The following is a 25,903-nucleotide window of genomic DNA, read 5'->3' as shown; positions in this document are numbered from 1 at the left end:
ATATTAAAATCAAAACCGGCTATACAGCTTATAAAAATATACGGTAAATAAGATTATTTTTAATAGTTAAATTTATTGGTTAAGTTTTCCAATAATTTGCTGAAAATGAAAAATTTGGATTCAATTTTTTTGTTTGTTGAAAAATAACTGTTGTTTATTCGAAGCATACCGATATTATGGGAAGGCTTTTAATAAGAATATACAATATTATGTATATTATTAAGTGAATAAGCTTAAATTGTTCATATTATAATTTAAAATTTACTTTATTTATAGATAATCAACAGTAAATTTATCTTGATTTTTAAGGAAATAGGGAAGAGAAGTGACAATAACAGATTCTTTCTTTACAAAATGGCATAAAGAATATGCTTTATTATTTGCTTTATTATTGCCACTTAATGCATGTAAAAAACAGCAACCTGCTCGACCCATACCTAGTGCGAATTTTGTAACGGTTCATGCTCAAGAAGTTGAGAATTTAGTTGAGCTGACTGGACGTGTTTCTCCGATGCGCGTTTCACAGGTTCGTCCTCAGGTAAATGGATATCTTTATAAAAGGTTATTTGAAGAAGGTACGGATGTTATTAAGGGACAACAGCTTTATGAGGTTGATCCTCGACCCTATCAAGCCGCTTTAAATGAGGCGCGGGGTAAGCTTAACCGTGATTTGGCGACATTACGCACCCAGACTTTGAAGTTAAAAAGATATGGCCCATTGAAAAATATGGATGCTGTCAGTCGTCAGGATTATGATGATACACTTGCTGCACAAGAAGCAACTAAGGCTGATATTGAAAGTGATAAAGCAACAGTAAGACAGGCTGAACTGAATCTTGAATATACGGGAATTAATGCCACCATTTCTGGAAGGATAAGTCGTTCTATCCAAACGCAGGGCGCATTAATGTCTGTTAATCAGGCCGATCCAGTCGCTGTCATTACGCAACTTGATCCAATTTTTGTTGATATTATTGAACCTACCGCAGAACAGTTGCGTTTACGTTCAAGACAGGAAAATGGAAAATTACAGACCTTACGTGGGGCAGCCCATGTTCCTATTGATTTGATTTTAGAAGATGGTTCTCGTTATCCCTTGCAGGCGAATTTATTATTTACCGAAGTTGTGACGGATCAGGAAACAGGATCTGTTATTCAGCGGGCAATCATACGTAATCCTGATAAATTATTGTTATCAGGCATGTATGTTCGTGCTGTTATGCATGAAGGATATGAGAAAGGGGCCTTTTTAATCCCTCAGGAAGCTATTATGCGTGGTTTGGATAATGCTCCCTATATTTATATTATTAACAAGGACAATGTTATTGAAAGACGTAATGTAGAATTACAACGTATTCAGGATACATACTGGGTTGTCACAAAAGGTCCAGTAGATGGTGATCATCTTCTTGTTAGTAATCCAACTTCATACAGGCCAGGTCAAAAAGTCGTTCCTAAAGAAGGACGGACGATTACGGCAGAGGTCCCTAATTAAAGTGTTATAATTGGAATTTTTACATGTCATTGTCGCGTTTTTTTATTGACAGGCCGATTTTTGCTTGGGTTATTGCTATTCTTGTTTCACTGATTGGAACAATTTCTATTATAAGCCTGCCTATTGCACAATGGCCTTCAATCGCCCCTCCACCAATTACATTAAGTTTTACCTATCCAGGTGCTACCGCAGATACGGTTCAAAGAACGGTTGTTGATCCAATCAGTCAAAATCTATACGGTTTGGATAACCTAGAATATATTTCCACTTCCGCTAATGCTGATGGAACCGCATTAGTTACCCTCACCTTTGCACAGGGTACCAGTCCGGATATTGCACAGGTTCAAGTACTGAACCGTATTGATGTTGCCCGTTCATTGTTACCATCAACGGTTGCGTTGCAAGGAATTCGTATTTCGAAATCCAATAAAAGTTACATGATGTTTTTTGCCGTTCAATCTTCTGATCAATCCATGGATGAGGGAGCTCTGGGAGATTTATTGGCAAGTGATATACAAAACCCCGTTACCCGATTGAACGGGTTGGGAGATTATACAGCCTTTTCATCAGAATATGCGATGCGTGTCTGGCTGGATCCAGATAAGCTGCATGATTATCAGCTTAATGCAACGGATGTGATGAATGAAATTGGTTCCCAGAACTCGGAACAGCCTTTGGGTGAATTTGGAAAATTGCCAGCTTTGCCTAACCAGCGTTCTGATATTTATACAGGTGGTGTAAGACGTTTGGTCACACCAGAGGAATTTCAGAATATAGTTGTTAAAACACAGGTAAACGGTGCACGTATCCGATTAAAAGATGTTGCCAGGGTTGAATTGGGACCAATGACTTATCAGCCAATTGGTATGATTAACAATCAGCCTGTTGCTGCTTTTGGTGTCAAGCTTGCTTCTGGGGCCAACCAGTTGGCGCTGTCAAAAGATATTCATAATAAGATTGCAGAATTATCAAAGTATTTTCCAGCAAATACAACCTATTTATATCCACAAGATACCTCGACATATATTATTGAATCAATGGAAGAGGTTGTTGAAACTCTTGTTATTGCGATTTTGCTGGTTATTGTTGTGATGTATGTTTTCTTGCAAAATTTTAGGGCGACGTTTGTACCTGCAATTGCCGTTCCGGTAGTTTTACTGGGGACATTCGCAATCCTGTTTTTTTCTGGATTTTCGATCAATACCTTGACAATGTTGGCTATGGTGCTTGCCATCGGATTGCTTGTGGATGATGCGATTGTGGTCGTGGAAAATGTTGAGCGTGTTATGGAGGAGGAACATTGTTCTCCTAAAAAGGCCACTCAAATTTCCATGGATCAGATTAGTGGGGCCCTGGTTGGTATTGCGCTTGTTCTATCCATTGTTTTTATTCCCATGGCTTTTTTCAGCGGTTCTGCCGGGGTGGTTTATCGGCAATTCTCAATTAGCATTGTTGCAGCGATGGCTCTTTCTGTTGTCATTGCATTGATTTTTACCCCCGCTTTGTGTGCAACGGTTTTAAAACCTAAGGAAAAAAAGGAACGGCACGGTTGGTTCTTTACGAAATTCAATAACGGGTTTGATAAAATGGTCAATGGATATATTCGAGGGGTGAAGCATATGATTCACCATTCACGTATAACCATGATTATTTATGTATTCATTACGGTTGCCGGATTATGTGTTTTTTATATTTTACCTGAAGGGTTTTTACCTGATGAAGATCAAGGGGTTGTTTACATGCAGGCAACATTGAGTCCTGGATCTTCAGCCGCAATGACGTCGAATGTCACCCGGAAAATGACAGATTATTTTGTTAAGCATGAGAATAAATATATCAAGTTTGTTTTTACGGCGATTGGGTTCAATTTTGGTGGTCAGGCCCAGAGTGCAGCTTTTGGTGTTGCCCGTTTGAAAGAATTTGATGAAAGGGGCAGCGATTCCAGGGCAACCGCTCAAGCTATCGCAACAAGGGCGATGCATGCATTGTCTTCTATCCCCGGCGCCAATGTGTTGGCATTTCTTCCGCCTCCCGTTATGGATTTAGGTTCGTCGACCGGGTTTGACTTTGAATTGCAAAATCGTGGACATCTGGATACCATTACCTTTATGAAGGCAAGGGACGCTTTGTTAAAAAAGGCCAGTGCGGATCATCGTCTCGTTGCCGTTCGCCCGAATGGGTTGCCTATTGCCCCGCAATATTATTTCAATATTGATCGTGATAAAGCACATGCCCAAGGGGTTAGTATTGACAGTATCAATCAAACGTTATCCATTGCTCTGGGATCTTCTGATGCGGGATTATTTAACTTGCGTGACCGTGTAAAACACGTGTTTGTACAAGGAGATGTCAAGTCGCGAATGAAGCCTGATGATCTAAGGCGTTGGTTTGTCCGGAACAACAATGGCAAGATGGTTCCATTAACCTCGTTTGTTGATGGTGAGTGGAAAATGGCTCCTCAGAAAGTGGAGACCTATAACGGTTATCCATCTTTTGAAATCATGGGGCAGGGAGCTCCTGGTATCAGTAATGGTACAGCGATGAAAATCATTGAGGGTTATGCAAATGAACTTGGCAAGGGAATAGGCTATGAATGGACGGGCATGTCATATGAACAGGAAAAGTCCTCTGGACAAGCCGGAAAACTATATGCTGTTTCTATTTTGGCAGTCTTTTTATCTTTGGCGGCTTTGTATGAAAGTTGGGCTATACCTTTTTCCGTTATCCTGGTGGTTCCCTTGGGAATTATTGGAGCGGCGGCAGCGGTTTATCTGCGTGGAATAGATAATGATATTTATTTCCAGGTTGGGTTGTTAACAACCGTGGGGCTTGCGGCCAAGAATGCCATCCTGATTGTTGAATTTGCTAAGGAACATTATGATACTGGTACAAAAACATTGGAAGAATCAGCGATAATGGCTGCACGTGAACGTATTCGGCCTATTCTGATGACCTCGCTGGCATTTGTGATCGGAACTGTTCCTCTGGCAATTGCAGAAGGGGCGGGTGCTGCAAGTCACGTGGCCATTGGTACAAGTGTGGTGGGTGGTGTTATTACAGCCACTTTGTTGGCCCTCTATTTTGTCCCTGTATTTTTTATTGTCGTTCTGGGATTATTCAAGGTGCGTCCTCATCCATTAAATAATAAGAATGTTGATGCAACCGCTGGACAGACAGGAGAGTAAAATAATGATGAAAATAAGAAAGTCATTTCGGTCACCGCTTATATCCATGACTTTAGCTTTAATGATATTTTCAACGACCTCCTGTAATCTTGTTCCAGATTATAAACGCCCAGATGCATCAATTTCCCAGCAATGGCCGATGGGCCCCGCTTATGGGCCCCCCTTGCCCAAGGATTCAAATTTGCCACAAGCCTATAATGTCGGTTGGAAGGTTTTCTTTCGGGATCCAGTCTTGAGTGAATTAATTTCCATGGCTCTGGCTAATAATCGTGATCTACGTGAGGCAATCGAGAATATTACGGCTTCCCATGCCAGTTACATGCGTCAAAGAGGTGATTTATTTCCAACAGTAAATTATTCTGCGGGGGCTTCCTATCAAACGAGTCCGGGAAAAACCTTGGGCGGTATGCGGGGCTATACGCATTGGAACCAATTATCAACGGGATTTGGTGTATCAAATTATGAAATTGATATATTCGATCATGTTCGGAGTTTGACGAAAGCGGCCAGGGAAAGTTACTTGCAGCAGGTAGAGAGTACTTTATCTGTGCAAATTTCGTTGATTAGCGAGGTTGCTAATACATATATGGCCTGGCTTGCGGATTGTGACAGTCTTCGTACTGTTCAGGAAAGCTTGCATAATCGTGAAAGGAATTTACAATTAATTCAAGGAATGCATACCTATGGTCAACAAAATGCCCAGGCTGTGGCACAAGCAACAGAATTGTTGCAAGAAGCCCGAAGTCAGGAGCAGGTTTATCAAAAAACGGTTGCCAATGATCTGAACAGCCTTACTTTGTTGATTGGTCAGCCTATTCCACAATCTGTCTTGCAAAAGGCCGGTCCTAACCCCTCTCTGGATAATTTTGTTTCAATGCCAGAGGTGGCATCGGGTATGCCATCGGATCTTCTCGAACGTCGTCCGGATATTTTATTGGCAGAACATCAGCTCAAAGAAGCCAATGCGAATGTTGGATATGCCAGAGCCGCTTTTTTTCCATCCATTCAGCTAACAACATCAGGCAGTACGGCAGGAGCAACTTTTGCACAAATGTTTGGGCCTTATTCTGCGGCTTATACATTTATGCCGAAAATTACCGTACCTGTAATTGATGAGGGGCAAAATCTGGCACAATTGAGAACAGCAAAAGCTAAAGTGCGTGCCGCCGCCGCTCATTATCAGAAAGTGATACAATCTTCTTTCAAGGAAGTTGCTGATGCTTTGGCAGCCAGAACAACATTAAAAGAAAAGTGGAAAGCTGAATCTGACAATGTCAAGGCAAGCCAGACAGATTACCGTTTGTCCTATGCCCGGTTCAGAAATGGAATTGATAGTTATATCAGCACATTAACAGCGCAAAGAACATTATTGACCGCCCAAGTTTCATCTATTCAGGCACGTCTTCAATATATGCAGAGTCTTTCAACTTTGTACAGAACGTTGGGAGGAGGATGGAGTGCAGAAAATGCTTTTCAGACCTATCAATCCAATGGAAAGAAATTGAACACTCAGGTAGATAAGAGCAAGCAATAAATTTATTATGAATTAAATCGGTTTGCGATTAGAGATTATCTGAAGAGGATAATCTCTTTTTTTATCCATATGAATTTTATTTTTATTTTGAAAAATTGTATTGAACAGGTGCCGAATTGCAATGGATAGTAAAATCAATCAGTTATCGGTAAAAAAACGGATATGAATATTGGAAAAAAATATATAGGGATAATCTCTATTTTAATGGCTTCTGTTTTATGGGGGACAACAGGGGTTGCCGCTCAATTTGCACCTGAAGTGAGTGCGCTTGCGATTGGGTCAGGTGCTATGGGTATCGGTGGGTTGTTGCAATCAGTGATTGCCTTGCCATGTCTAAAAAATTATCAGGGGAAATTATATAGTCAAAAAGCATGGATTATATTGGGTGCCCTTGCCGTTATGTTTTACCCTTTGGCTTTTTATGGTTCGATGCGGGTTGCCAGTATTACGGTTGGAACAGTTGTTTCAATTGGTTCAGCACCATTTTTTTCTGCTGCATTTGAAAACATAATGGATCATTTCAAAGTCACGCTACAATGGGTCATTGGTGCCTTTATGGGAGTATCGGGTATCATCTTGCTCTGTTTTTCTGCCCAACATACCGTATATAACCCAATATCCTTTGCAAGAATCAGTCTGGGTATTTTATTGGGATTGTTGGCAGGGTTTACCTATGCATTCTATACATGGGTTGCAAGACATTTGATACATCATGAAATTCCATCAAAGGCAGCGATGGGAAGTATTTTCGGGGTTGGTGGTCTTTTGCTGTTACCAGTTTTATTGATAACGGGTGGAACATATTTGAATTCATGGAGCAATTTATCTGTTGGAATTTATATGGCGACTATTCCCATGTTTATTGGTTATCTTTGTTTTGGTTACGGCCTGTCCTTTGTTCCAGCAAGCATGGCAACTTTGATAACCTTGTCAGAACCTGTTATTGCAACATTTCTTGCCGTAATAATTGTAGGGGAAAAATTTTCAGGTTTTGGCTGGTTAGGAATTGGTTTAATTTTTTTATGTCTGGTTTGTATCTCAATTCCCAATAATAAAAAATGAAAAATGCCTTTATAAGGATAAAGGCATGAGAAAAAATTATTCTTTCAGTAAAGCTTTTTTAAAGGCTAGTCGCCAACCTTTGAGTTTTCTTTCCCGTTCTGTTTGTTCCATTGCCGGTTTGAAAGTGGTACCTTCGGACCAGTTGGTCGTAATATCTTCGATATTGTTCCATATACCGCATCCAAGACCAGCAAGATAGGCAGCTCCCATTGCGGTTGTTTCAATATAAGCGGGTCGTTCGACGGTTGTATTCATAATACTGGCCAGGAATTGACAATACCAGTCATTCGCTGACATTCCGCCATCAACACGGATGGATGAAATTTCTTCAAGACTGTCCTTTTTCATTGCCTCGGCAAGATCATAGGTCTGATAGGCAATGGATTCTAGTGCGGCACGGGCTATATGGGCAGCTGTCGCATTGAAGGTTAATCCAGTAATGATTGCCTTGACATCAGGTTCCCAATGGGGGGCACCCAATCCGACAAAGGCTGGAACCATATATACTTCATGGTTGTCGTTAACCTTGGTTGCCATATCATTGGTTTGTGAGGCATGGGTGATGATTCCGATACCATCCCTTAACCATTTGATTGCAGCACCAGCAACAAAGATGGATCCTTCAAGTGCATAGGTTGGTTTACCATTTAGGCGATAGGCCGTTGTTGTGAGCATGCGGTTTTGTGAGGTTACGATTTTGTCCCCTGTGTTTAACAGCATAAAACATCCCGTGCCATAGGTTGCCTTAACCATGCCAGGTTCAAAACAGGCTTGGCCGATTAATGCGGCTTGCTGATCCCCCGCCATTCCCATAATGGGAATTGAATTACCAAACAAGGCAGGGTCTGTTGTGCCGAACAAAGTACTGTTATCTTTTACCTCAGGTAAAATAGAGGCGGGAATATTAAAGATTTTGAGTAGTTCTGGATCCCATGATTGTGTTTGTATATTAAACAGCAGGGTTCGACTGGCATTGGTTGCATCTGTTGCGTGAACCTTGCCTCCAGTTAGACGCCATAAAAGGAAACTGTCAATTGTACCAAAAGCCAGTTCACCGCGTTCTGCTTCAGATCTTACATTTGGGATGTTATCCAATATCCAGGCAATTTTTGTCGCGGAGAAGTAGGGGTCAAGAAGTAAGCCTGTTTTTTCATAGATTGTTTTTTCCAGCCCTTCTTCCTTTAAAGCTCTGCATGAATTTGCTGTCCGTCGATCCTGCCATACGATGGCATTGTAGACAGGTTTGCCCGTCTTACGGTTCCAGATAACAACTGTTTCACGTTGGTTGGTAATGCCTATGGCGGCAATTTCACTGGTTTTACCTTCAAGGGAAGCTTTGGCAATGGCGTTTTTAATTGTATATACAGTATCACTCCAGATGTCCTCCGGATTATGTTCAACCCATCCAAGTTGAGGATAATGCTGGGTAAATTCATGTCGGCTGAGCGATATTTCTTGGCCCCGTGTGTTGAAGATAATTGAACGTGTAGATGTTGTGCCCTGGTCAAGGGCAATAATATAATGAGCTTTATTCATGGAAATTATATCCGCTTTGTAATTAGGTTATGATATACGAGATAAAAAGGGTTTAATGAATAATTGATAGGCACCTCCACCCATGACACCGCCTAGGAGTGGGCCGAAAATAGGACCCCACCAATAAGAAGGTAAACCGGGAAAGGCAGAAGGTCCCCAGCCAGCCAAATAGATGAATATTCTAGGACCAAGATCACGTGCGGGATTGATCGCCCATCCTTCAAGATATCCTGCCGATGCACCAATAGCAGCAACTACAAAACCGATAATCAGTGCACCACTGTTTGCTTGTGGGGCAATGGTATTGTATTCATCAGTAATGGCAAAAATACTGAAAACCAAAAATGCAGTTAAAAGGATTTCGTTAAAAAAAGCATGGATAGGTGTGACTGTTAATCCGGGTGCTGTGATAAAAACACCAGCCCCACCGCCCAATGGGCGGGTCAGGTGATGGACAACATTATAATGGTCAATAACTGAATAATACATGCAATAAACAAGAACTGCACCGCAAATCCCGCCAAAAACCTGGGCGATTATATAGGCGGGGACTTTTTTCCAGGAAAAATTCCGGAATAAGGCAAGGGCTAGTGTTACAGCAGGATTGGCATGGGTGCCACTTATGCTGCCAGTAACATAGATCGCGAAAGTTACACTTAATCCCCAGGAAATCGCAACACCCCAATAGGCATTTTGATAAGGACTTGGATCATACATAAGAAGCATTGCTGCTGCTGAACAACCAATAAATATGATAATTGTAACTGCAATCGCTTCAGAAATGAGCTCTCCTATGAGATTTTTTGTATTTTGCATATGTTATTGACTTTCTGGGGGGAGGTTATTGAGACTTTTGCAAATATTGAGCCAGTTTTCCTTGCTCTTCTTGGGTGAAATATAATCCCAGTTTTGTTCTTCTCCATAAAATGTCTTCTACAGTCATGGCCCATTCCTTTTCGACAAGGTAATCAACTTCATGTTGTGTCAAACCATGGCCAAAATCAATACCCATATCCGTCTTGCTTTTGGCATTGTGAATAATGTTTATGGCATCTGTTCCATAACTGTGTGCAATGCGTTTGGCAGTGATTTCATCAAGGAAGGAAACAGTATTGCGAAAATCTTTATAAAATAAATCAAAATTGCCATCGGTAATATTTCCACCTGGCAAAGGTTCTTTGTCCGTCCAATTTTGGCGGGTATATTTGAAAAACTTGGCTAGTTTTTCCATGCTATGTTCTGCAAGACGGCGATAGGTTGTAATTTTCCCGCCAAAGATTGAGAGTAAAGGTGCCTGACTGTTTTCCTCATTCAAATCGAGGTGATAATCTCTGGTTACTGCTGAAGCATTGCTGGAGGCATCGTCATACAGTGGACGAACGCCAGAATAATTCCAGATTACATCTTTTGGAGTAATGTTCTTATTGAAATAATCATTCACCGATTTACATAGATATTCGGTTTCATTTTCATCAATCCCAGGTAAAATATCTGGAGATTGATCCCAGGAAATATCTGTTGTGCCAATCAATGTGAATTCTTCGTGGTAGGGAATGGCAAATACAATCCGTTTGTCATCATTTTGCAGAATATAGGCTTGAGGACCTTCATAAAGTTTTTTGACAACAATATGACTGCCCTTGACAAGCCGAACATTCATTTTACTTTGAACATGCAGTTTGTCTTGTAAAAGTTCTGCAACCCATGGTCCGGCTGCGTTCACAATTACTTTTGCTGTTATGGTTGTTTTTTTCTGGGTTTTATTATCTTGGATTATTGCATTCCATTCATTTGTTGAACGTTTGGCATCCACAAATTTTGTTTGAGTACGAATGTCGGCACCCAGCATAGAGGCCCCTTTTGCATTTAATACAACAAGGCGGCTATCATCAACGGCGCAATCTGCATAGGTGAAGCCTTTTTTGATGTCATTTCGTAAAGGTTGTCCATATGGAGAGGTTTGTAATGAGATTAATTTGGAGTTAGGCAATTTTGGGTGGCTTGCCAAATGATCATATAAAAATAATCCGATTCGAATCATCCAGGCTGGTCGAATGGAATTTCGATGAGGAAGAACAAATTCAAGAGGACGTATAATATGAGAGGCCAGGTTAAGAAGACGTTCACGTTCCTGTAAGGCCTCCCGAACCAGGCGAAATTCATAATATTCAAGATAACGCAATCCGCCATGAATTAGTTTTGTGCTTGCAGAAGAAGTATGGCTTGCCAGATCATCTTTCTCAACGAGTAAAACTTTTAATCCTCGTCCTGCCGCATCGCGAGCAATACCTGTTCCATTGACGCCACCACCAACAATTAAAAGATCATAGGTTGTAGGCTGGGTGTTCATTAGTAATCTCCTGAAAGAATATTTTATTTATTTAATTTTATTTTTTTAATATGGTTTCAGGAGATATGAAATATCAAGCAAGAAATGGCCCTATTTGGGCTATTTCTGGTAAAGTATAGTTGTACTAAAAGTAAAAATCATATATTTAAAAGAAAATAAAATTTTAATTATAAATAGTTATATAAATAAACCTTAAACAGGTTTCCATCCATCTTGACGTAAAACACTTCCTGCTAAATAAAGACTTCCACAAATAAGGACTCTGTAAGGTTTTTTTTCTGTTTGTTGAAGATGAATTAAAGCATTCTTAATCGTTCCACCGCTAATGGCATGATTTTTAGAAGCCTGGATAATATTATCAATGGACATGGCCATATGTTGATCAGGTTCAATTACAGCCTGTATAGAGGTGCATAACGGGATAAGAGGGGCAAGAAATGCACTGGAATCTTTATTGTTTTTCATGCCAACAATGAGATGAAGGGGCCTGTCCTGCCATTTAGACTTTATAAATCGGGCAAGGATTTGCCCGGCATCGGCATTATGTCCTCCATCCAGCCATAACTCTGTTTCTGGAGTGATATACCTGGTCAATGTTCCTTGTAAGCGTTGCAAACGTGCCGGCCATTGTGCCTCTGCAATACCTTGCCATGCATATTCTGGCACGGCAAGTTGGGTTGCACGTAAAGTGGCAATCGCCAAACCTGCATTATTAACCTGATGAAATCCCATTAGACTGGGTAGAGGTAATTGAAGCGTTCCCTTGGAATCATTATAGACAAGATGATCCCCTTGTCTTTCAATAGTCCAGTTTTTTCCCTGGATAAATAGTGGGGCATTCTTGGTTTGAGCTTCTTTCTGTAAAACGTTCAATACTTCTGGGGATTGATTATAAGTTATAACAGGTATGGATTTTTTGATGATTCCAGACTTTTCCCTAGCAATTTTTACAAGACTGTTGCCAAGAAAAGTTTCATGATCCATTGAGATGGAGGTGATGGTGCAGGCAATGGGATATATGACATTTGTTGCATCAAAGCGCCCACCCAATCCTACTTCAATAATTGCCAGATCAGCTGGATATTTCGCGAATAGACAAAAAGTGGCGGCTGTTAGAACTTCAAAAACCGTGATGGGTTGTTGATTATTAACTTTTTCAATGTAGGACAAGGTATCTGATAATTCTGCTTCATCAACCAGATGGCCTGAAATTCGAAAACGTTCTGTGACATTGATCAGGTGGGGTGAAGTTGAAACATGAACATTCCATCCCGCTTTTTCGCCTATGGCACGCAAAAAGGAACAGGTGCTGCCTTTTCCATTCGTACCGGCCACATGAATTGTTGGGGGAAGATGCCGCTCTGGATTTTCCAGATCGTTTAGCAACCGTTTCAATCGATTGAGGGATAGATCAATCAAAGAGGGATATAGTTTGTTAAGTCGCTCGAGTATTTGACCTGAGCGTCCAGTAAATTCGGTTAAAACAGGAGAATTCATAAAAGCTAGGATGTTTGTGTATTTGTGTTACATAACAGGCTGATGAGATTGGCAAGCGTTTCTCGCATATCTGTTCTTTTAACAACCATGTCAATCATGCCGTGATCAAGAAGATATTCTGACCGTTGAAATCCTTCTGGCAATTTTTCATGAACAGTATTTTCAATAACACGTGGACCTGCAAATCCGATTAATGCATTGGGTTCTGCGATGTGGATATCCCCCAACATTGCAAAGGAAGCAGTCACCCCGCCTGTTGTTGGATTGGTAAAGACGACGATATAGGGAATTTTGGCCTCTTTCAGCATTTCTACAGCGATGACGGTACGGGGCATCTGCATAAGGCTAATCATTCCCTCTTGCATTCTGGCCCCCCCTGATGCGGTAAATATGATTAAAGGGGATTGTTGTAAAAGGGCAAGACGGGTTGCCGCAAGGAAACCCTCACCAAAGGCGGCTCCCATTGTGCCTGCCATAAATTCAAAGGCCATAACGGCCACCACTGCTTTTTGTTCCAGAATGGTACCATGTGCGACGGCAATTGATTCTTCAATTTGTGATTTTGTGCGGTTTTCCTTTAGTCGATCGGTATAACGTTTTTTATCCCTGAAATTTAAGGGGTCTACAGGCATTTTGGGGAGCTCTATGCAAGTATAGGAATCCTGGTCAAAAGTCCATTCCAAACGCTGTTTCACAGATGCACGCATATGATGTCCACAATGTGGACAGATATTCATGTTTTTTTGTAAATCCTTGATTAACAGCATTTGGTCACAGGCATCGCAATTGGTCCACAGATTATCAGGTATATCTTTTTTTAAAAATCCTTGAATTCTGGGACGTACATATTCCGTAAGCCAACTCATAACTGATCTTTCATTGATGATGATTAATTTATAAACCTGTTTTACAGGGTATTCGCTGACAGGAGCGCAACATGCTGGATAACTTTTTCAATGGTTGTATCAGTAGAATGATAGTCCTGATTTAAGGTTGATTCCAGTGTTTTTAATAAAGCTGAGGCAACAACGGCAGCATCTGCATGTTTTATAGCGTTTTGAACATGTTCAGCTGTTGAAATTCCAAACCCGATTGCGATAGGGAGGTCGGAAACGGAACGAATGATGGGAATGGTTTTTTCCAGATCTTTCTGGGACGCGGTTTTGGTGCCTGTCACTCCCGTAATACTGACATAATAGATAAAACCACTGGCATCTTTAAGAATTTTTTCCAAACGGTTTTTGGGAGTGACCGGGGTTACCAGCCGAATAACATCAAGATGATGTTTTCCCGTATATGGTAGAATACAGCCTAATTCCTCATGAGGCATATCAACAATGATTAGACCGTCAACACCAGCCTGTTCGGCATCCTGACAAAAACGTTCGTATCCATAATGTTCGATTGGATTAACATATCCCATTAAAATGATAGGGGTTGTTTGGTTGTCCTGACGAAAATCCCGAACCATTTGCAATGTTTTTTGCATATTGGTTCCGGCTTTTAACGAACGGTTGGCAGCTGCCTGAACTGTTGGGCCATCTGCCATGGGATCACTAAAGGGGATGCCAATTTCAATCAGATCCGCGCCTGCATGTGGCATGGCCTTTAGAATATTTAAGGCGGTTTGGTAATCAGGGTCACCAGATTCTATATAAGGAATAAAAGCTCCACGTTTTTTTTGTCTAACAGTTTTGAAACAGGTGGCAATACGGCTCATAATTTTACTCCTAAATAATTTGCGATATTATCAATATCCTTATCGCCTCGACCCGATAGATTGACAATGATGATATCTTCTGACTTCATGGCAGGAGCAATTTTCAAGGCATGAGCAAGAGCGTGAGAGCTTTCTAGGGCCGGGATGATTCCCTCTTTGGTTGTGCATTTCTGAAATGCGTCAACTGCTTCATCATCATTGATGGCAACATATTCCACTCGTTTCAGATCATGTAACCAGGAATGTTCAGGACCCACTCCGGGATAATCCAGTCCGGCACTGATACTGTAAGGTTCAGTAATTTGACCATCATCATCTTGTAACAGATACGTACGGTTACCATGCAATACCCCTGATGATCCCCGTTCAATAGAGGCTGCGGTTTTTCCACTATCCAGCCCCTTTCCTCCCGCTTCAACACCAATTAGGGATACGGTAGGATCATCCAGAAAAGGGTGAAAAATACCAATTGCATTTGATCCGCCGCCTATTGCAGCAATAATTTTATTGGGTAACTTCCCTTCCGCTTCCAAAATCTGTTTTTTAGCTTCATTGCCAATAATGCATTGAAAATCTCTGACCATCATGGGATAAGGATGAGGTCCGGCAGCTGTACCCATAAGATAATAGCTGTTATGAACATTTGTTACCCAGTCTCTTAACCCCTCATTGATGGCGTCTTTTAATGTGGCATTGCCAGCGGTGACAGGAATGATTTTTGCGCCCAACAGTTCCATGCGGAAAACATTTGGTTTCTGACGTTCAATGTCAACCTTGCCCATATAGATTACACATTCCATATTAAATAGTGCACAGACTGTGGCTGTTGCAACGCCATGTTGGCCAGCTCCGGTTTCAGCGATTATGCGTGTTTTGCCCATGCGTCTGGCCAGCAAGATTTGACCCATGACATTGTTAATTTTATGGGCTCCCGTATGGTTGAGATCCTCACGTTTCAGATAGATTTTTGCACCATTGGCAATGTTTGTTAATTGTTTTGCAAACCATAATGGGCTGGGTCTTCCAACATAGTTTTTTAAATAGTAGGTCAATTCATTTTGGAATCCAGGATCTTTCTGAATGGATTGATAAGCTTTTTGCAAATCAAGGATTAAAGGGACAAGTGTTTCGGCAATAAACATTCCCCCATATTTTCCAAAATGTCCATGTTCATCAGGACCCTGTCTTAAACTATTAAAGGATGAACCAGTTTGGGACCCCACGTTTCTCTCCTAAAAACTTGATTGAAATAAAAAATCAACAAAATTATCGTTTGGTTGAGTTTAAATGATTCTGGATTTTACAGCAAATAAATGGAATTGTAACTTAAATGGCTTTTTGAAAAAAAAACAGTTATTTTTCAATTTTATTTAAAAATTAAAGTTCTTGACGTTTTTGATCTTTTTATCTATAAATCCAATCTTATATTTGATATATATCAAAATTCCCTTCGTATGAAATGTGTATTTTATTTTTACGTTTTTGTTTTGAAATGTATGAATAAAGGATCAATATACAATTTGGTAAATGTTTAAGTATTTGATCGCCATATTTCCTTTCCTTATTTATATGATTTAATTTTCTATTATATAGAGCCTCCATCTATGCAACTTGCCGAACTCAAGGCGCAATCTCCAGCAGAACTGCTCAATTATGCAGAAAGTTTGCAGATTGAAAACGCGTCCTCACTCCGTAAACAAGATATGATGTTTGCCATCCTTAAAAAGCTTGCTGAGAACAATCAAGCTATTTATGGAGAGGGAACTCTGGAAATTCTACCAGATGGTTTTGGATATTTACGTTCCTCTGAATCCAATTATCTGCCAGGACCGGATGATATTTATGTTTCTCCCGCACAGTTACGCCGTTTTAGTTTGCGGACAGGGGATACTGTTTCTGGTGAAATACGCGCTCCAAAAGATGGGGAGCGTTATTTTTCCTTGCTGAAAGTTGATACAATCAATTATCAGGATCCGGAAGTGGTTCGTCATCGTATCAATTTTGATGATTTGACCCCCCTATTTCCAAATGAACGGTTACAGATGGAAATTCCATCATTAATGGAAAGCAAGAATCCAAATAAGGATTTTACACCCAGAGTTATTGATTTGGTAACACCCATTGGTAAGGGGCAGCGTGCGCTTATCGTTGCCCCGCCGAGAACGGGTAAAACCGTGATGTTGCAGAATATAGCAACAGCAATTTCAACCAATCATCCCGAGGTTGTCTTAATTGTTCTTCTGATTGATGAACGTCCGGAAGAGGTTACGGATATGATTCGTTCAGTCAAAGGTGAGGTTGTTTCCTCAACCTTTGACGAACCTGCGCATCGTCATGTTCAGGTTACGGAAATGGTTTTGGAGAAAGCAAAAAGACTGGTTGAACATAAACGCGATGTTGTGATTTTGCTTGATTCCATTACGCGATTGGCTCGGGCTTACAATACTGTTGTTCCTTCATCAGGTAAAGTTCTGACTGGCGGTGTGGATGCCAATGCGTTGCAACGTCCAAAACGTTTCTTTGGTGCAGCGCGTAATGTTGAAGAGGGTGGTTCCTTAACCATTATCGCAACGGCACTGATCGATACGGGTAGTCGTATGGATGAGGTTATTTTTGAGGAATTTAAGGGAACCGGTAACGCTGAACTTGTTCTTGATCGTAAGCTTGCTGATAAACGAACCTTTCCTGCGATTGATATTACTAAAAGCGGTACCCGTAAGGAGGAGCTATTGGTGGATCGTTCGAGCTTGTCAAAAATTTGGGTGCTTCGTCGTATCTTGGCGCCAATGGGAACGATGGATGCAATGGATTTCTTGCTTGATAAGTTGAAATACAGCAAAAACAATCAAGATTTTTTTGATGCTATGAATACTTGATCGTAAAAAGTATTGAACATTAGGAAATAGAATAAATCCTATGTATTTATTCTATTTCCTGAATTATAGAGATATTGATTAAGGTGTGCTAAATAATTTTTCAATATTCAATAAATATTCTTTGGTTTTAATCCCTTCCCCTCCAGAATATCCACCTAAAGTTCGTTTACCAATGACACGATGACATGGAATGATAATGGGAACTGGATTTGCGGCGTTTGCATTTCCAATGGAACGGGCACTTCCTCCTATTATTTTGGCGAGTTCGGAATAGGATTTTGTCGTACCAAAGGGAATAGTTTGCAAAAATTCCCAGACTTGTTGTTGATAGGCTGTTCCAGGCGATAGAATGGGTAAATCAAATTTTTTTAGTTTACCATTGAAATACGCGGCAATCTGGTTTTTTGCCTCCTCCAATAAGGGTGTTTTTTCTTCAAGACTACCCCAGCCCCAATCAATTGAGACGATAAGATTATCATTTTCAGCGATACTAAGATCACCGACTGGAGAATGAAAAGATATAAAACCCATGGTGTTATAAAAATCTGAAATTTATTTCTGTAAATGTAGCAATTTATAAAATTAAGATAATTTATTTTATTTATCAATTTATTCTATTGGGGATTGTCTCTAAAATTTAAGCGGGAAGTAAAATCTTCAGATCATTAAGACTATTCGTCACGGCTGCATTAATAAGTTGAGTGATACCTGTTTGAGTGTTATTCCATGCATCCCCCCAAACAGATCGATTATTAAGATTATCCAGAAATTCACCGATTCCATAACCTATATTTATTGCACCTGTTATATATGATTTCTCTGGCTCTTTTCCAGAGATATTTTTACTCAGCTGATTTAGTCCATTACCAATTCGAGAACCAATTAACGAACCAATTGCGGTAAATGAAGCGGCACCTGATACATTGTTAATTTCATTATTTGTTAGGTCACGCATATTATATCCCTTCAATTTAGTTGCATAATTACAATTATTATAGGTAGCGTACAATGATATGTGTAGTAATATTTAGTTTATTGATTTGAAGAAAATTGATTTTATATGAATGAATTTATCTTTTCGTATGTATTAAAAGATTTTTTTATGTTACGACCATATAAAAAATATATATCTTAAGTAGATAAGTTAATATTGTATGGAAAATATTTCATTAAATTCAAATACGACAATTTTTGCCTTGGCAACCGCAATGGGCAGGGGTGCTGTTGCGATCATGCGTTTGAGTGGGCCTTTAACTTATTCTATTTTACACAGAATGTGTCATCAAGTGCCGCAACCACGTTTGGCGTCGGTTCGTAAATTATGGAAAATTCAGGAGGGTCAGAAAGAATTACTGGATGAGGCTTTGCTGCTGTGGTTCCCGGGCCCTAATAGTTATACGGGTGAAGATAGTGCAGAACTGCACTTGCATGCAGGTCCTGCTGTGGTTGATGCTGTTGCGGAGGTATTGGTTTCTTATGGTGCCATTCCTGCCCAGGCAGGTGAATTCACCAAGCGAGCGTTTTTGAATGGCCGAATTGATTTATTACAGGCGGAAGGTATTGCCGATCTTGTTGAGGCGGAAACGCAGGCGCAAAGAAAACAGGCTTTGGAACAAACGGAAGGTGGATTAAGTGACCTTTATCATGGTTGGGCAAAACAATTGCGCGAAGTGTTGGCATTTCAAGAGGTGTTAATTGATTTCCCGGATGAGGATTTGCCGCAAGAGATTGAGGAGAATGTGAAGAGGATAATCGTTGATTTGCATTCTGAAATGATTGACCATCTGAATGATCAAGGACGAGGGGAACGTTTGAGAAAAGGACTGACCTTTGCAATTGTGGGGCCACCAAATGCTGGAAAATCTAGTTTATTGAATTATTTGGCTGACCGTGATGCGGCGATTGTGACCGAACAGGCTGGAACAACACGAGATGTTATTGAGGTCAGGGTAGTATTGGGTGATGTTCCTGTAACCTTGGTGGATACCGCAGGCTTACGTGAAACAGAAGATGAAATTGAAAAAGAGGGGATAAAGCGAGCCTACAAGATCGCTCAAAATGCAGATTATGTAATGTGTTTGATGGATGCTGCGGATAAAAATGATTGCCCTGAATTATCTTGTGATCTGTTGGTTCGAACAAAAATTGATTTAAATGTTTCACGTGAAACATTATTAAGTCAGTCAGATAAAACCGTGTTAATCAGCGTCAAATCGGGTGAGGGGATGGATAAATTCAAAAGTTTATTGGTTCAGAAAACCAAAGAATTAATATCCCGTCAGGGGCCACCCCCTTTAACACGGGTAAGACATCGATTAGGTATAACAGAATGTGTTCAACATTTGCAAAAAGCCCAAGAAATGGAATGGGCTGAATTGCGTGGTGAAGAATTGCGGTTAGCTATGCAGAGTTTGGGTAGACTAACTGGTGCTGTAGGTGTAGAGGATCTGTTGGATACCATATTTGGTCAATTTTGTATCGGTAAGTAAGGTCGAGTTGAGAAAAGATTAATGATAAATGTAAAATACGATGTAATTGTCGTTGGTGGAGGACATGCTGGAAGTGAAGCGGCTGCAGCTTCTGCCCGGATGGGGGCAAGAACTTTATTGCTGACCCATTCTCTTAACACGATTGGGATCATGTCATGTAATCCGGCAATTGGTGGAATAGGCAAAGGGCATCTTGTTCGGGAGATTGATGCTTTTGATGGTATCATGTCAAAAGCAGCGGATCGGGCGGGTATTCATTTCAAGCTGCTTAATCGTTCCAAAGGTCCAGCAGTACATGGACCCAGGGCTCAGGCTGATCGGATGTTATATCGTAATGCGGTTCAACAATTTTTAAAAGAATTAAGCAACCTGACTATTATGGAGGGTGCGGTTGCTGATCTCAATGTCGATATTGGCAATAAAATATGTGGTGTTATTTGCGAGGATGGTCGTGAATTTCTGTCAGGAGCGGTTGTCTTAACGACGGGAACTTTTTTGCGCGGAGTTATCCATGTTGGCAATAAAAGTCAGCCAGCCGGAAGAGTTGGAGATAAACCTGCCACAATATTGGGAAACCGATTGGAGGTGATGGGACTGCGTATGGGTCGCTTAAAAACAGGAACCCCTCCAAGGCTGTTGCGATCAAGCATCGATATGGAGCGGTTGACAGAAGATAAGGGGGATAAATCTCCCGAGTTTTTTAGCCGATTGACTGATAACGCTTTTAATGAATTTGTTTCCTGCCGGATAACTGCAACCACTCCTGAAACACATCGGATAATAAGGGATAATATTCATACTTCTGCAGTCTATGGGGGTGCAATTACTGGAAAAGGACCTCGTTACTGTCCGTCAATCGAGGATAAAATTGTCCGTTTTGCTGATCGGGAGCGTCATCAGATTTTTATTGAGCCTGAAGCATTGCCTGGACATGAAGGTGGGGATTTGGTTTATCCGAATGGAATATCAACCAGTCTTGCAGAAGATGTTCAGGAACGAATGGTTCATTCAATTCCAGGTCTGGAAAATGCCGTGATTGTCAGGCCAGGTTATGCCGTGGAATATGATTATATTGATCCGAGATCCTTGAATCCGACCCTGGAATTGCCAAATTTTTCCGGATTGTTTCTTGCCGGACAAATCAATGGTACAACAGGGTATGAGGAAGCCGCAGCTCAGGGTTTGTTGGCTGGAATTAATGCCGCAAATCATGCTTCTGGATCAGAAAAAATTACAATTGATCGTAGCCAGGGTTATATTGGTGTCATGATAGATGACCTGACAACGCAAGGGGTGACTGAACCTTATCGTATGTTTACCTCACGGGCAGAATATCGCTTGACTTTACGGGCAGATAATGCAGATATACGGTTAACCCCTTTGGCTGAACAGTTGGGGTGTTTGGGGGCTGAACGATTGGCTTTATATCTTCAGGATATAGATCATATCAAAAATTCTGTTCAGAGAGCGAAGGGAGAGAAATACCTGCCTAAAACCCTGAATGGTTATGGAATGCAGATTTCGTCCGATGGACGCTGGCGGTCATTATTTGAAATTTTATCATTATGCCCTTCTGAGGAGGTAATTGAGAAAGTCGCTCCTTGGTTTCATCAATTAACATCAAGAGTTCAACAATATATTCGTACCGAGGCCCGTTATGAAGGTTACCTTGTTAGACAGGCCAGGGAAATCAGGCAGCTTGACCAGGAGTCCAGAATCAATTTGCCACTGGATCTTGATTATAGGAAAATTGGCGGATTAAGTCGTGAAATGCAGGAACGTCTAGAAGCGGTTCGCCCTGTTTCTTTTGGTGCTGCCCAAAGGATACCGGGGGTAACACCCTCTGCATTGATGGCTATATTGGCATATATTCGAACCCCGCAAAAAGGGGAAAAGGATAATTGTTGTGAATCTTGACGGTTATATAAAAAATTATCCGTTTTTAAAGAGTGTTTCACGTGAAACAATAGAGAAACTGGAAATTTATATCTCTTTACTTCAGCAATGGAACAAAAAAATAAATTTGGTATCGCAACAGGGTATGGATCAGGTCTGGAAACGTCATGTATATGACAGCTTTCAATTGATTCGGTATCTTGATTCATCTGTAAAATCTATTGCTGATCTTGGATCAGGTGGAGGATTTCCCGGTCTGATCTTGGCATTGTCAACAGATATTCCTGTAATATTGATTGAATCTGATATGAGAAAGACAATTTTTTTAAGGGAAGTTCTGCGACAGACCAAAACACAAGCAACTGTGCTTTGCCAGAGGATTGAAAATGTGAATGCTATCAGTGCAGATGTTGTGACGGCAAGGGCATTGACTTCATTGACTCAGCTTTTGAAATTTTCAAAAAATATTTTAAATAAAAATGGTTATTGTTTATTTTTGAAAGGCCGGTCTGTTAATCTGGAAATTGAAGAGGCACAAAAGAATTGGAAAATAAATTATAAAACCTTTTCCAGTCAAACGAATGCCGATGGGGTAATAGTTAAGATTAATCAATTTGAACGTGTTGAATAAAATGGCGCTTAAAAAGACAAAATCAAAAAAGACTTATATTTTGGCAATTGCAAACCAAAAAGGTGGGGTGGGTAAAACAACGACAGCAATTAATCTTGCCACAGCATTCGCTGGAAAAAAGAAGGTTCTATTAATTGATCTTGATTCTCAAGGAAATAGTTCAACTGCATTGGGAATTGAATATGGCGATCGTGATAAAGGAACCTATCATTTATTAATTAATGGCAAAGTGGTTGATGGAATGATCAAGGAGTCCATGATTCCAGGATTATCGTTGATTACAGCTGATGGCAACCTTGCGGCTGCAGAGCTTGAGTTGATTGATATTGAAAAACGTGAATTTCGGCTCAAGGAGGCAATTAAGCAATTTATAGGTATATATGATTATATTTTGATTGACTGTCCTCCAAGCCTTGGACTGTTAACGGTAAATGCCTTGGCGGCTGCTACTGGTGTTATTGTTCCGTTGCAATGTGAATTTCTGGCACTCGAAGGAATAAGTCATCTGGTTAAAACGGTTACACATTTGCAGAAAAAGGTAAATCCTGATCTGGATATAAAGGCAATTGTTTTAACGATGTATGACAAACGCAACAGACTTTCAGAGCTTGTTGCTGAAGATACCAGGAATTTTTTTGGGGATAAGGTCTGTAAAACAGTTATTCCACGCAATATCCGTATTTCAGAGGCACAAAGTTATGGAAAGCCAATAATGGTGTATGATCCTAAATCAACTGGAGCGCAAGCCTATATAAACTTGGCTAAGGAATTGAATCGTCGATTTGCTTAATTTGAGGGTAGGAAATATGAAGGGTAAGAAAAGGGATCAGGGTAAAATTCGTTTGGGAAGAGGACTTGCCGCTTTATTAGGGGAGTCGGTTAAAGATGAGGATAATCAGAAAGATATCGGATCCGATCTTGGGATTTCAGATTTGAAAATGCAGATTTTACCTATTGACATAATTGAGCCTGGTCCTTTTCAACCTCGACAAATTATGCAGCCTGAAGCTTTACAAGAGTTGGCGGACTCAATCAGACAACATGGTATTTTACAACCTCTGCTGGTTAAGGAAAAAGATACCCAAAAGGGTCAATACCAAATTGTTGCTGGGGAACGTCGCTGGCGTGCTGCCCAACTGGCCATGATTGATGAGGTGCCGGTTAGGATCTGCTCTTTTACTGACAAAGATGCAATGGCTGTCGCATTAGTGGAAAATTTACAGCGTACGGATTTAAATATTATCGAAGAGGCTGAAGGTTTTTCAAGATTATTAAATGAGTTCAATCTTACTCAGGATGAGTTATCTTCTGCATTGGGTAAATCACGTTCACATATTGCTAATATAATCCGCCTATTGCAATTGCCGGATGAGATTATAAATTATTTGAAAAATGGGATATTAACCCCGGGACATGCAAGAGCCTTGCTTATGCATCCCGATCCTGTGTCAGCAGCAAAGGAAATTATTCAAGATGATTTAACAGTAAGACAAACAGAAGCCCTAGTTAAAAATGCCAAAGCGGTTAATAAAAATTTACACTTGAAAAAAAAGTCAATCGATCCTGAAATAGAGTCACTTGAAAAAGATTTGCGTGGCAGATTAGGGTTTAATGTCAAAATTCAATTTGATGGTAAAGGTGGGTCCTTAAAAATATTTTATAAATCCCTTGAACAGTTTGATGAGATTTTGACGTTGTTAAAAAATTAAATGAAATATTGATACTTCATAGACCCATATATAAAAAAAGTCGCTTATTATTAAAAATAAGCGACAGAATAATAAATAAAGTATAGAATGAAAAAGGTTAAAACCTGAAGTCGAGTGTTTCCATAAGGAAAGCACTGTCATTGCCACCAGCTTTTTTTATGGATTGTGAGGCTAGAACACCGCCAAAGTCTCCAGTTAAAACAAGATGGGGAGCAATTGCATAAGCGAGAGTAAACTGAGGAATTGCACCAACAAATCCACCAGAATAATTGTCACGCAAAGGGTAGTTGAATCCGACACCGTAAATCGTATCATTGGTATTGGCTCTCCAAATTACAGGTGCGTGCAATTTGACAAGTGCTTTTTTTGTTGGATTGTAAGTGATTAAAGGACCTGTACTGACTGTATTGGAAGTTGCCAGATATAGTGTCATATCCTGATAATTTGCTGTTGTAAAATAGGGAACAGCAAAATTTCTGACCGCACCGTGATCTTTGTGATAGTTACCACCAGAAAAATAGTCGCTTTGCAAGCCCAATGACAAATTTCCCGGCACGTTTTTAAAGTTATAAGCAAAAATCGCATCAAATGCATAGGCTCTGACTGGACGTGTTTTACTACCAGAATTTGCGGGACGGAATTCACCACCCTGATATATACCTGTAACATCAATGGTGAAATTGCCAATATTTCCGTTCAACCTTCCGCCGATATTATCACGTCTTGTAGATCCTTGACGGTTTTTTCCGGGTGTTGGTGTGGGAAGACCTGCAGCATTACCGTTATAAAGGTAACCAATATAAAAGGCATCAAGAAATAATTGGCTATTCACATTCTGCACTTTAAAGCTGGGAAGAGCATAACTGGCCAAACCACCAAACATGCGAGCATTATAACTTGGCCCTGCACCAAAAACATGATCTTTGGAAAAGTCAGTTTGCCAGAAGTCAAAAATGTCGACTCTGAAATTTTTCCAGAAAGCATAGCCTCGGAATCCATCCCAACTGTAACGAATATTAGTCAGTTCCCGTGCGGAAGTCATGGAGAGTGGTGCATCAACAAAATATTGACGTCCTCCCATTGCCCCCATTTTTGCACCAAGCAGGTTCCCCTTTATTTCTAAAAAACCTTGCTGCATGTCAAGTCGTTTACGTTGAAAACCTGTTTGATAGCCAAAAGTGTTGCTGCCACCAGCAACACCATTAATGAGTTCGGCATAAGCTCTTACGTGGGAACCAATATGCAAATCAGCACCATAAACGCTACGAATCAATAAACGGTTGGAATTTGTTTTGGCTCCAAATCCCATATATGGTTTGCTGTCGAAAACATGACGAAACCGTTCATTGCCGTTTAAACTCAGCCAGATATCCCCAGAATCATTCAGGGGAATATACTTGAGTCGGTTAAACCAGTCATCATTTTTATGGGGATCATTGCATAATCCGCTCCAGTCTTCTGCCCATCTTGCTTGTGCGTATGGGGCATATTGTCCAAAAGCATACCAAGAATAATTACCAACAGGTCCAAAACCGCTGTGTTTGTTGAAGACACCCCAATCCGGATGTCGTGTATTTCCATATTTACCAGCCGCTGTGACAACTTTTGCACAACGGTTATTAAGATTTGAGTAATCAGTAAATGTAGAATCGGTTTTATTTTGAATTTTTGAATCTGTTGGAAGTAATGTTTGTTTTGTTTGATCTTTAGCGTAAGTATGTATTGAAGTTAAAAGTAGTAATGAGAAACAAATATGATTAACTACTTTTAAACTAGCCAGAATAGTTGATTTATTCATAGTTTATCATTCATACTAATATTATTGTTTTATTTAATTATATTATTCTTTTAAGAAAAGAATTTATATTATCCACATGTATAGTATTATTTATATTAAGAATAAGATTATATTAATCTTTGTGA

The 25,903-nt window shown here is 40.2% G+C and carries 20 protein-coding genes; 10 read left to right on the top strand and 10 right to left on the bottom strand.

Annotated features, from left to right (window positions below):
- The first annotated feature begins 325 nt into the window (after positions 1–325).
- The 4 genes from H3T57_RS06340 (at position 326) to H3T57_RS06325 (ending at position 7,276) form a co-directional block, all read left to right on the top strand.
- Positions 326–1,495, top strand: a complete 1,170-nt coding sequence (locus H3T57_RS06340; protein ID WP_155572374.1) for an efflux RND transporter periplasmic adaptor subunit — start codon at positions 326–328, stop codon at positions 1,493–1,495.
- 23 nt (positions 1,496–1,518) lie between these two features.
- The gene (locus tag H3T57_RS06335; RefSeq protein ID WP_283949368.1) at positions 1,519–4,680 is read left to right on the top strand and encodes an efflux RND transporter permease subunit; all 3,162 of its coding nucleotides are present in this window, start codon (positions 1,519–1,521) and stop codon (positions 4,678–4,680) included.
- Between the two features lie 4 nt (positions 4,681–4,684).
- Positions 4,685–6,214, top strand: coding sequence for an efflux transporter outer membrane subunit (locus H3T57_RS06330; RefSeq protein WP_196424175.1), 1,530 nt, complete (start codon positions 4,685–4,687; stop codon positions 6,212–6,214).
- A gap of 162 nt (positions 6,215–6,376) precedes the next feature.
- Complete coding sequence (locus H3T57_RS06325) at positions 6,377–7,276, top strand: DMT family transporter (RefSeq protein WP_198193578.1); 900 nt, start codon at positions 6,377–6,379, stop codon at positions 7,274–7,276.
- A gap of 36 nt (positions 7,277–7,312) precedes the next feature.
- Here H3T57_RS06325 and glpK read toward each other — a convergent pair whose 3' ends face one another.
- The 7 genes from glpK to trpB all read right to left on the bottom strand — a co-directional run bounded on the left by glpK (position 7,313) and on the right by trpB (position 15,602).
- Complete coding sequence (gene glpK / locus H3T57_RS06320; RefSeq protein WP_155569718.1) at positions 7,313–8,812, bottom strand: glycerol kinase GlpK; 1,500 nt, start codon at positions 8,810–8,812, stop codon at positions 7,313–7,315.
- Positions 8,813–8,839: 27 nt separating this feature from the next.
- Positions 8,840–9,628 (bottom strand): MIP/aquaporin family protein, encoded by a 789-nt coding sequence (locus H3T57_RS06315; RefSeq protein WP_155566087.1) that lies wholly within the window; start codon positions 9,626–9,628, stop codon positions 8,840–8,842.
- A gap of 25 nt (positions 9,629–9,653) precedes the next feature.
- Positions 9,654–11,162, bottom strand: a complete 1,509-nt coding sequence (glpD, locus tag H3T57_RS06310) for a glycerol-3-phosphate dehydrogenase (protein WP_198193577.1) — start codon at positions 11,160–11,162, stop codon at positions 9,654–9,656.
- Between the two features lie 192 nt (positions 11,163–11,354).
- On the bottom strand, positions 11,355–12,659 hold the full coding sequence (locus tag H3T57_RS06305) for a folylpolyglutamate synthase/dihydrofolate synthase family protein (RefSeq protein ID WP_198193576.1): 1,305 nt from the start codon (positions 12,657–12,659) through the stop codon (positions 11,355–11,357).
- Positions 12,660–12,664: 5 nt separating this feature from the next.
- Positions 12,665–13,525 (bottom strand): acetyl-CoA carboxylase, carboxyltransferase subunit beta, encoded by an 861-nt coding sequence (gene accD, locus H3T57_RS06300; RefSeq protein ID WP_198193575.1) that lies wholly within the window; start codon positions 13,523–13,525, stop codon positions 12,665–12,667.
- A 41-nt stretch (positions 13,526–13,566) separates the two neighbouring features.
- Entirely contained in the window at positions 13,567–14,379 is an 813-nt protein-coding gene (gene trpA / locus H3T57_RS06295; RefSeq protein WP_198193574.1) for a tryptophan synthase subunit alpha, read from the bottom strand.
- Positions 14,376–15,602, bottom strand: a complete 1,227-nt coding sequence (gene trpB / locus H3T57_RS06290) for a tryptophan synthase subunit beta (protein WP_198193573.1) — start codon at positions 15,600–15,602, stop codon at positions 14,376–14,378. Before trpB ends, trpA begins: the two co-directional genes overlap by 4 nt.
- Before the next feature lie 381 nt (positions 15,603–15,983).
- Here trpB and rho point away from each other — a divergent pair, with 381 nt between their 5' ends.
- Positions 15,984–17,255, top strand: coding sequence for a transcription termination factor Rho (rho, locus tag H3T57_RS06285; protein WP_110439160.1), 1,272 nt, complete (start codon positions 15,984–15,986; stop codon positions 17,253–17,255).
- Between the two features lie 78 nt (positions 17,256–17,333).
- Here rho and H3T57_RS06280 read toward each other — a convergent pair whose 3' ends face one another.
- Together H3T57_RS06280 and H3T57_RS06275 are read right to left on the bottom strand one after the other, a co-directional pair.
- Positions 17,334–17,786: a methylated-DNA--[protein]-cysteine S-methyltransferase gene (locus tag H3T57_RS06280; RefSeq protein ID WP_198193572.1), complete on the bottom strand. Its 453-nt coding sequence runs from the start codon at positions 17,784–17,786 to the stop codon at positions 17,334–17,336.
- A 106-nt stretch (positions 17,787–17,892) separates the two neighbouring features.
- Positions 17,893–18,210 carry a hypothetical protein gene (locus tag H3T57_RS06275; RefSeq protein WP_198193571.1) on the bottom strand — a complete coding sequence of 106 codons (318 nt, stop codon included), beginning with the start codon at positions 18,208–18,210 and terminating at the stop codon, positions 17,893–17,895.
- 199 nt (positions 18,211–18,409) lie between these two features.
- Between H3T57_RS06275 and mnmE the strand changes: the two genes are divergently transcribed.
- From mnmE to H3T57_RS06250, 5 genes are read left to right on the top strand one after another with little or no spacing between them, the layout of a single operon-like run.
- Positions 18,410–19,744, top strand: coding sequence for a tRNA uridine-5-carboxymethylaminomethyl(34) synthesis GTPase MnmE (gene mnmE / locus H3T57_RS06270; RefSeq protein ID WP_198193570.1), 1,335 nt, complete (start codon positions 18,410–18,412; stop codon positions 19,742–19,744).
- A gap of 21 nt (positions 19,745–19,765) precedes the next feature.
- On the top strand, positions 19,766–21,661 hold the full coding sequence (mnmG, locus tag H3T57_RS06265; protein ID WP_232349775.1) for a tRNA uridine-5-carboxymethylaminomethyl(34) synthesis enzyme MnmG: 1,896 nt from the start codon (positions 19,766–19,768) through the stop codon (positions 21,659–21,661).
- A complete protein-coding gene (gene rsmG / locus H3T57_RS06260; RefSeq protein WP_347400766.1) occupies positions 21,651–22,271 on the top strand; it encodes a 16S rRNA (guanine(527)-N(7))-methyltransferase RsmG in 621 nt (206 codons plus the stop codon). The genes mnmG and rsmG overlap by 11 nt, the downstream gene beginning before the upstream one ends.
- A gap of 1 nt (position 22,272) precedes the next feature.
- Positions 22,273–23,061 carry a ParA family protein gene (locus tag H3T57_RS06255; RefSeq protein WP_198193569.1) on the top strand — a complete coding sequence of 263 codons (789 nt, stop codon included), beginning with the start codon at positions 22,273–22,275 and terminating at the stop codon, positions 23,059–23,061.
- 16 nt (positions 23,062–23,077) lie between these two features.
- A complete protein-coding gene (locus H3T57_RS06250; RefSeq protein WP_198193568.1) occupies positions 23,078–23,980 on the top strand; it encodes a ParB/RepB/Spo0J family partition protein in 903 nt (300 codons plus the stop codon).
- 97 nt (positions 23,981–24,077) lie between these two features.
- Here H3T57_RS06250 and H3T57_RS06245 read toward each other — a convergent pair whose 3' ends face one another.
- Entirely contained in the window at positions 24,078–25,778 is a 1,701-nt protein-coding gene (locus tag H3T57_RS06245; protein ID WP_155569710.1) for an alginate export family protein, read from the bottom strand.
- Between the last annotated feature and the right edge of the window lie 125 nt (positions 25,779–25,903).

The sequence above is a fragment of the Commensalibacter sp. W6292M3 genome (genome assembly GCF_016101315.1).
Lineage (GTDB): Bacteria > Pseudomonadota > Alphaproteobacteria > Acetobacterales > Acetobacteraceae > Commensalibacter > Commensalibacter melissae.
This window is presented reverse-complemented; position numbering and strand designations above follow the sequence as displayed.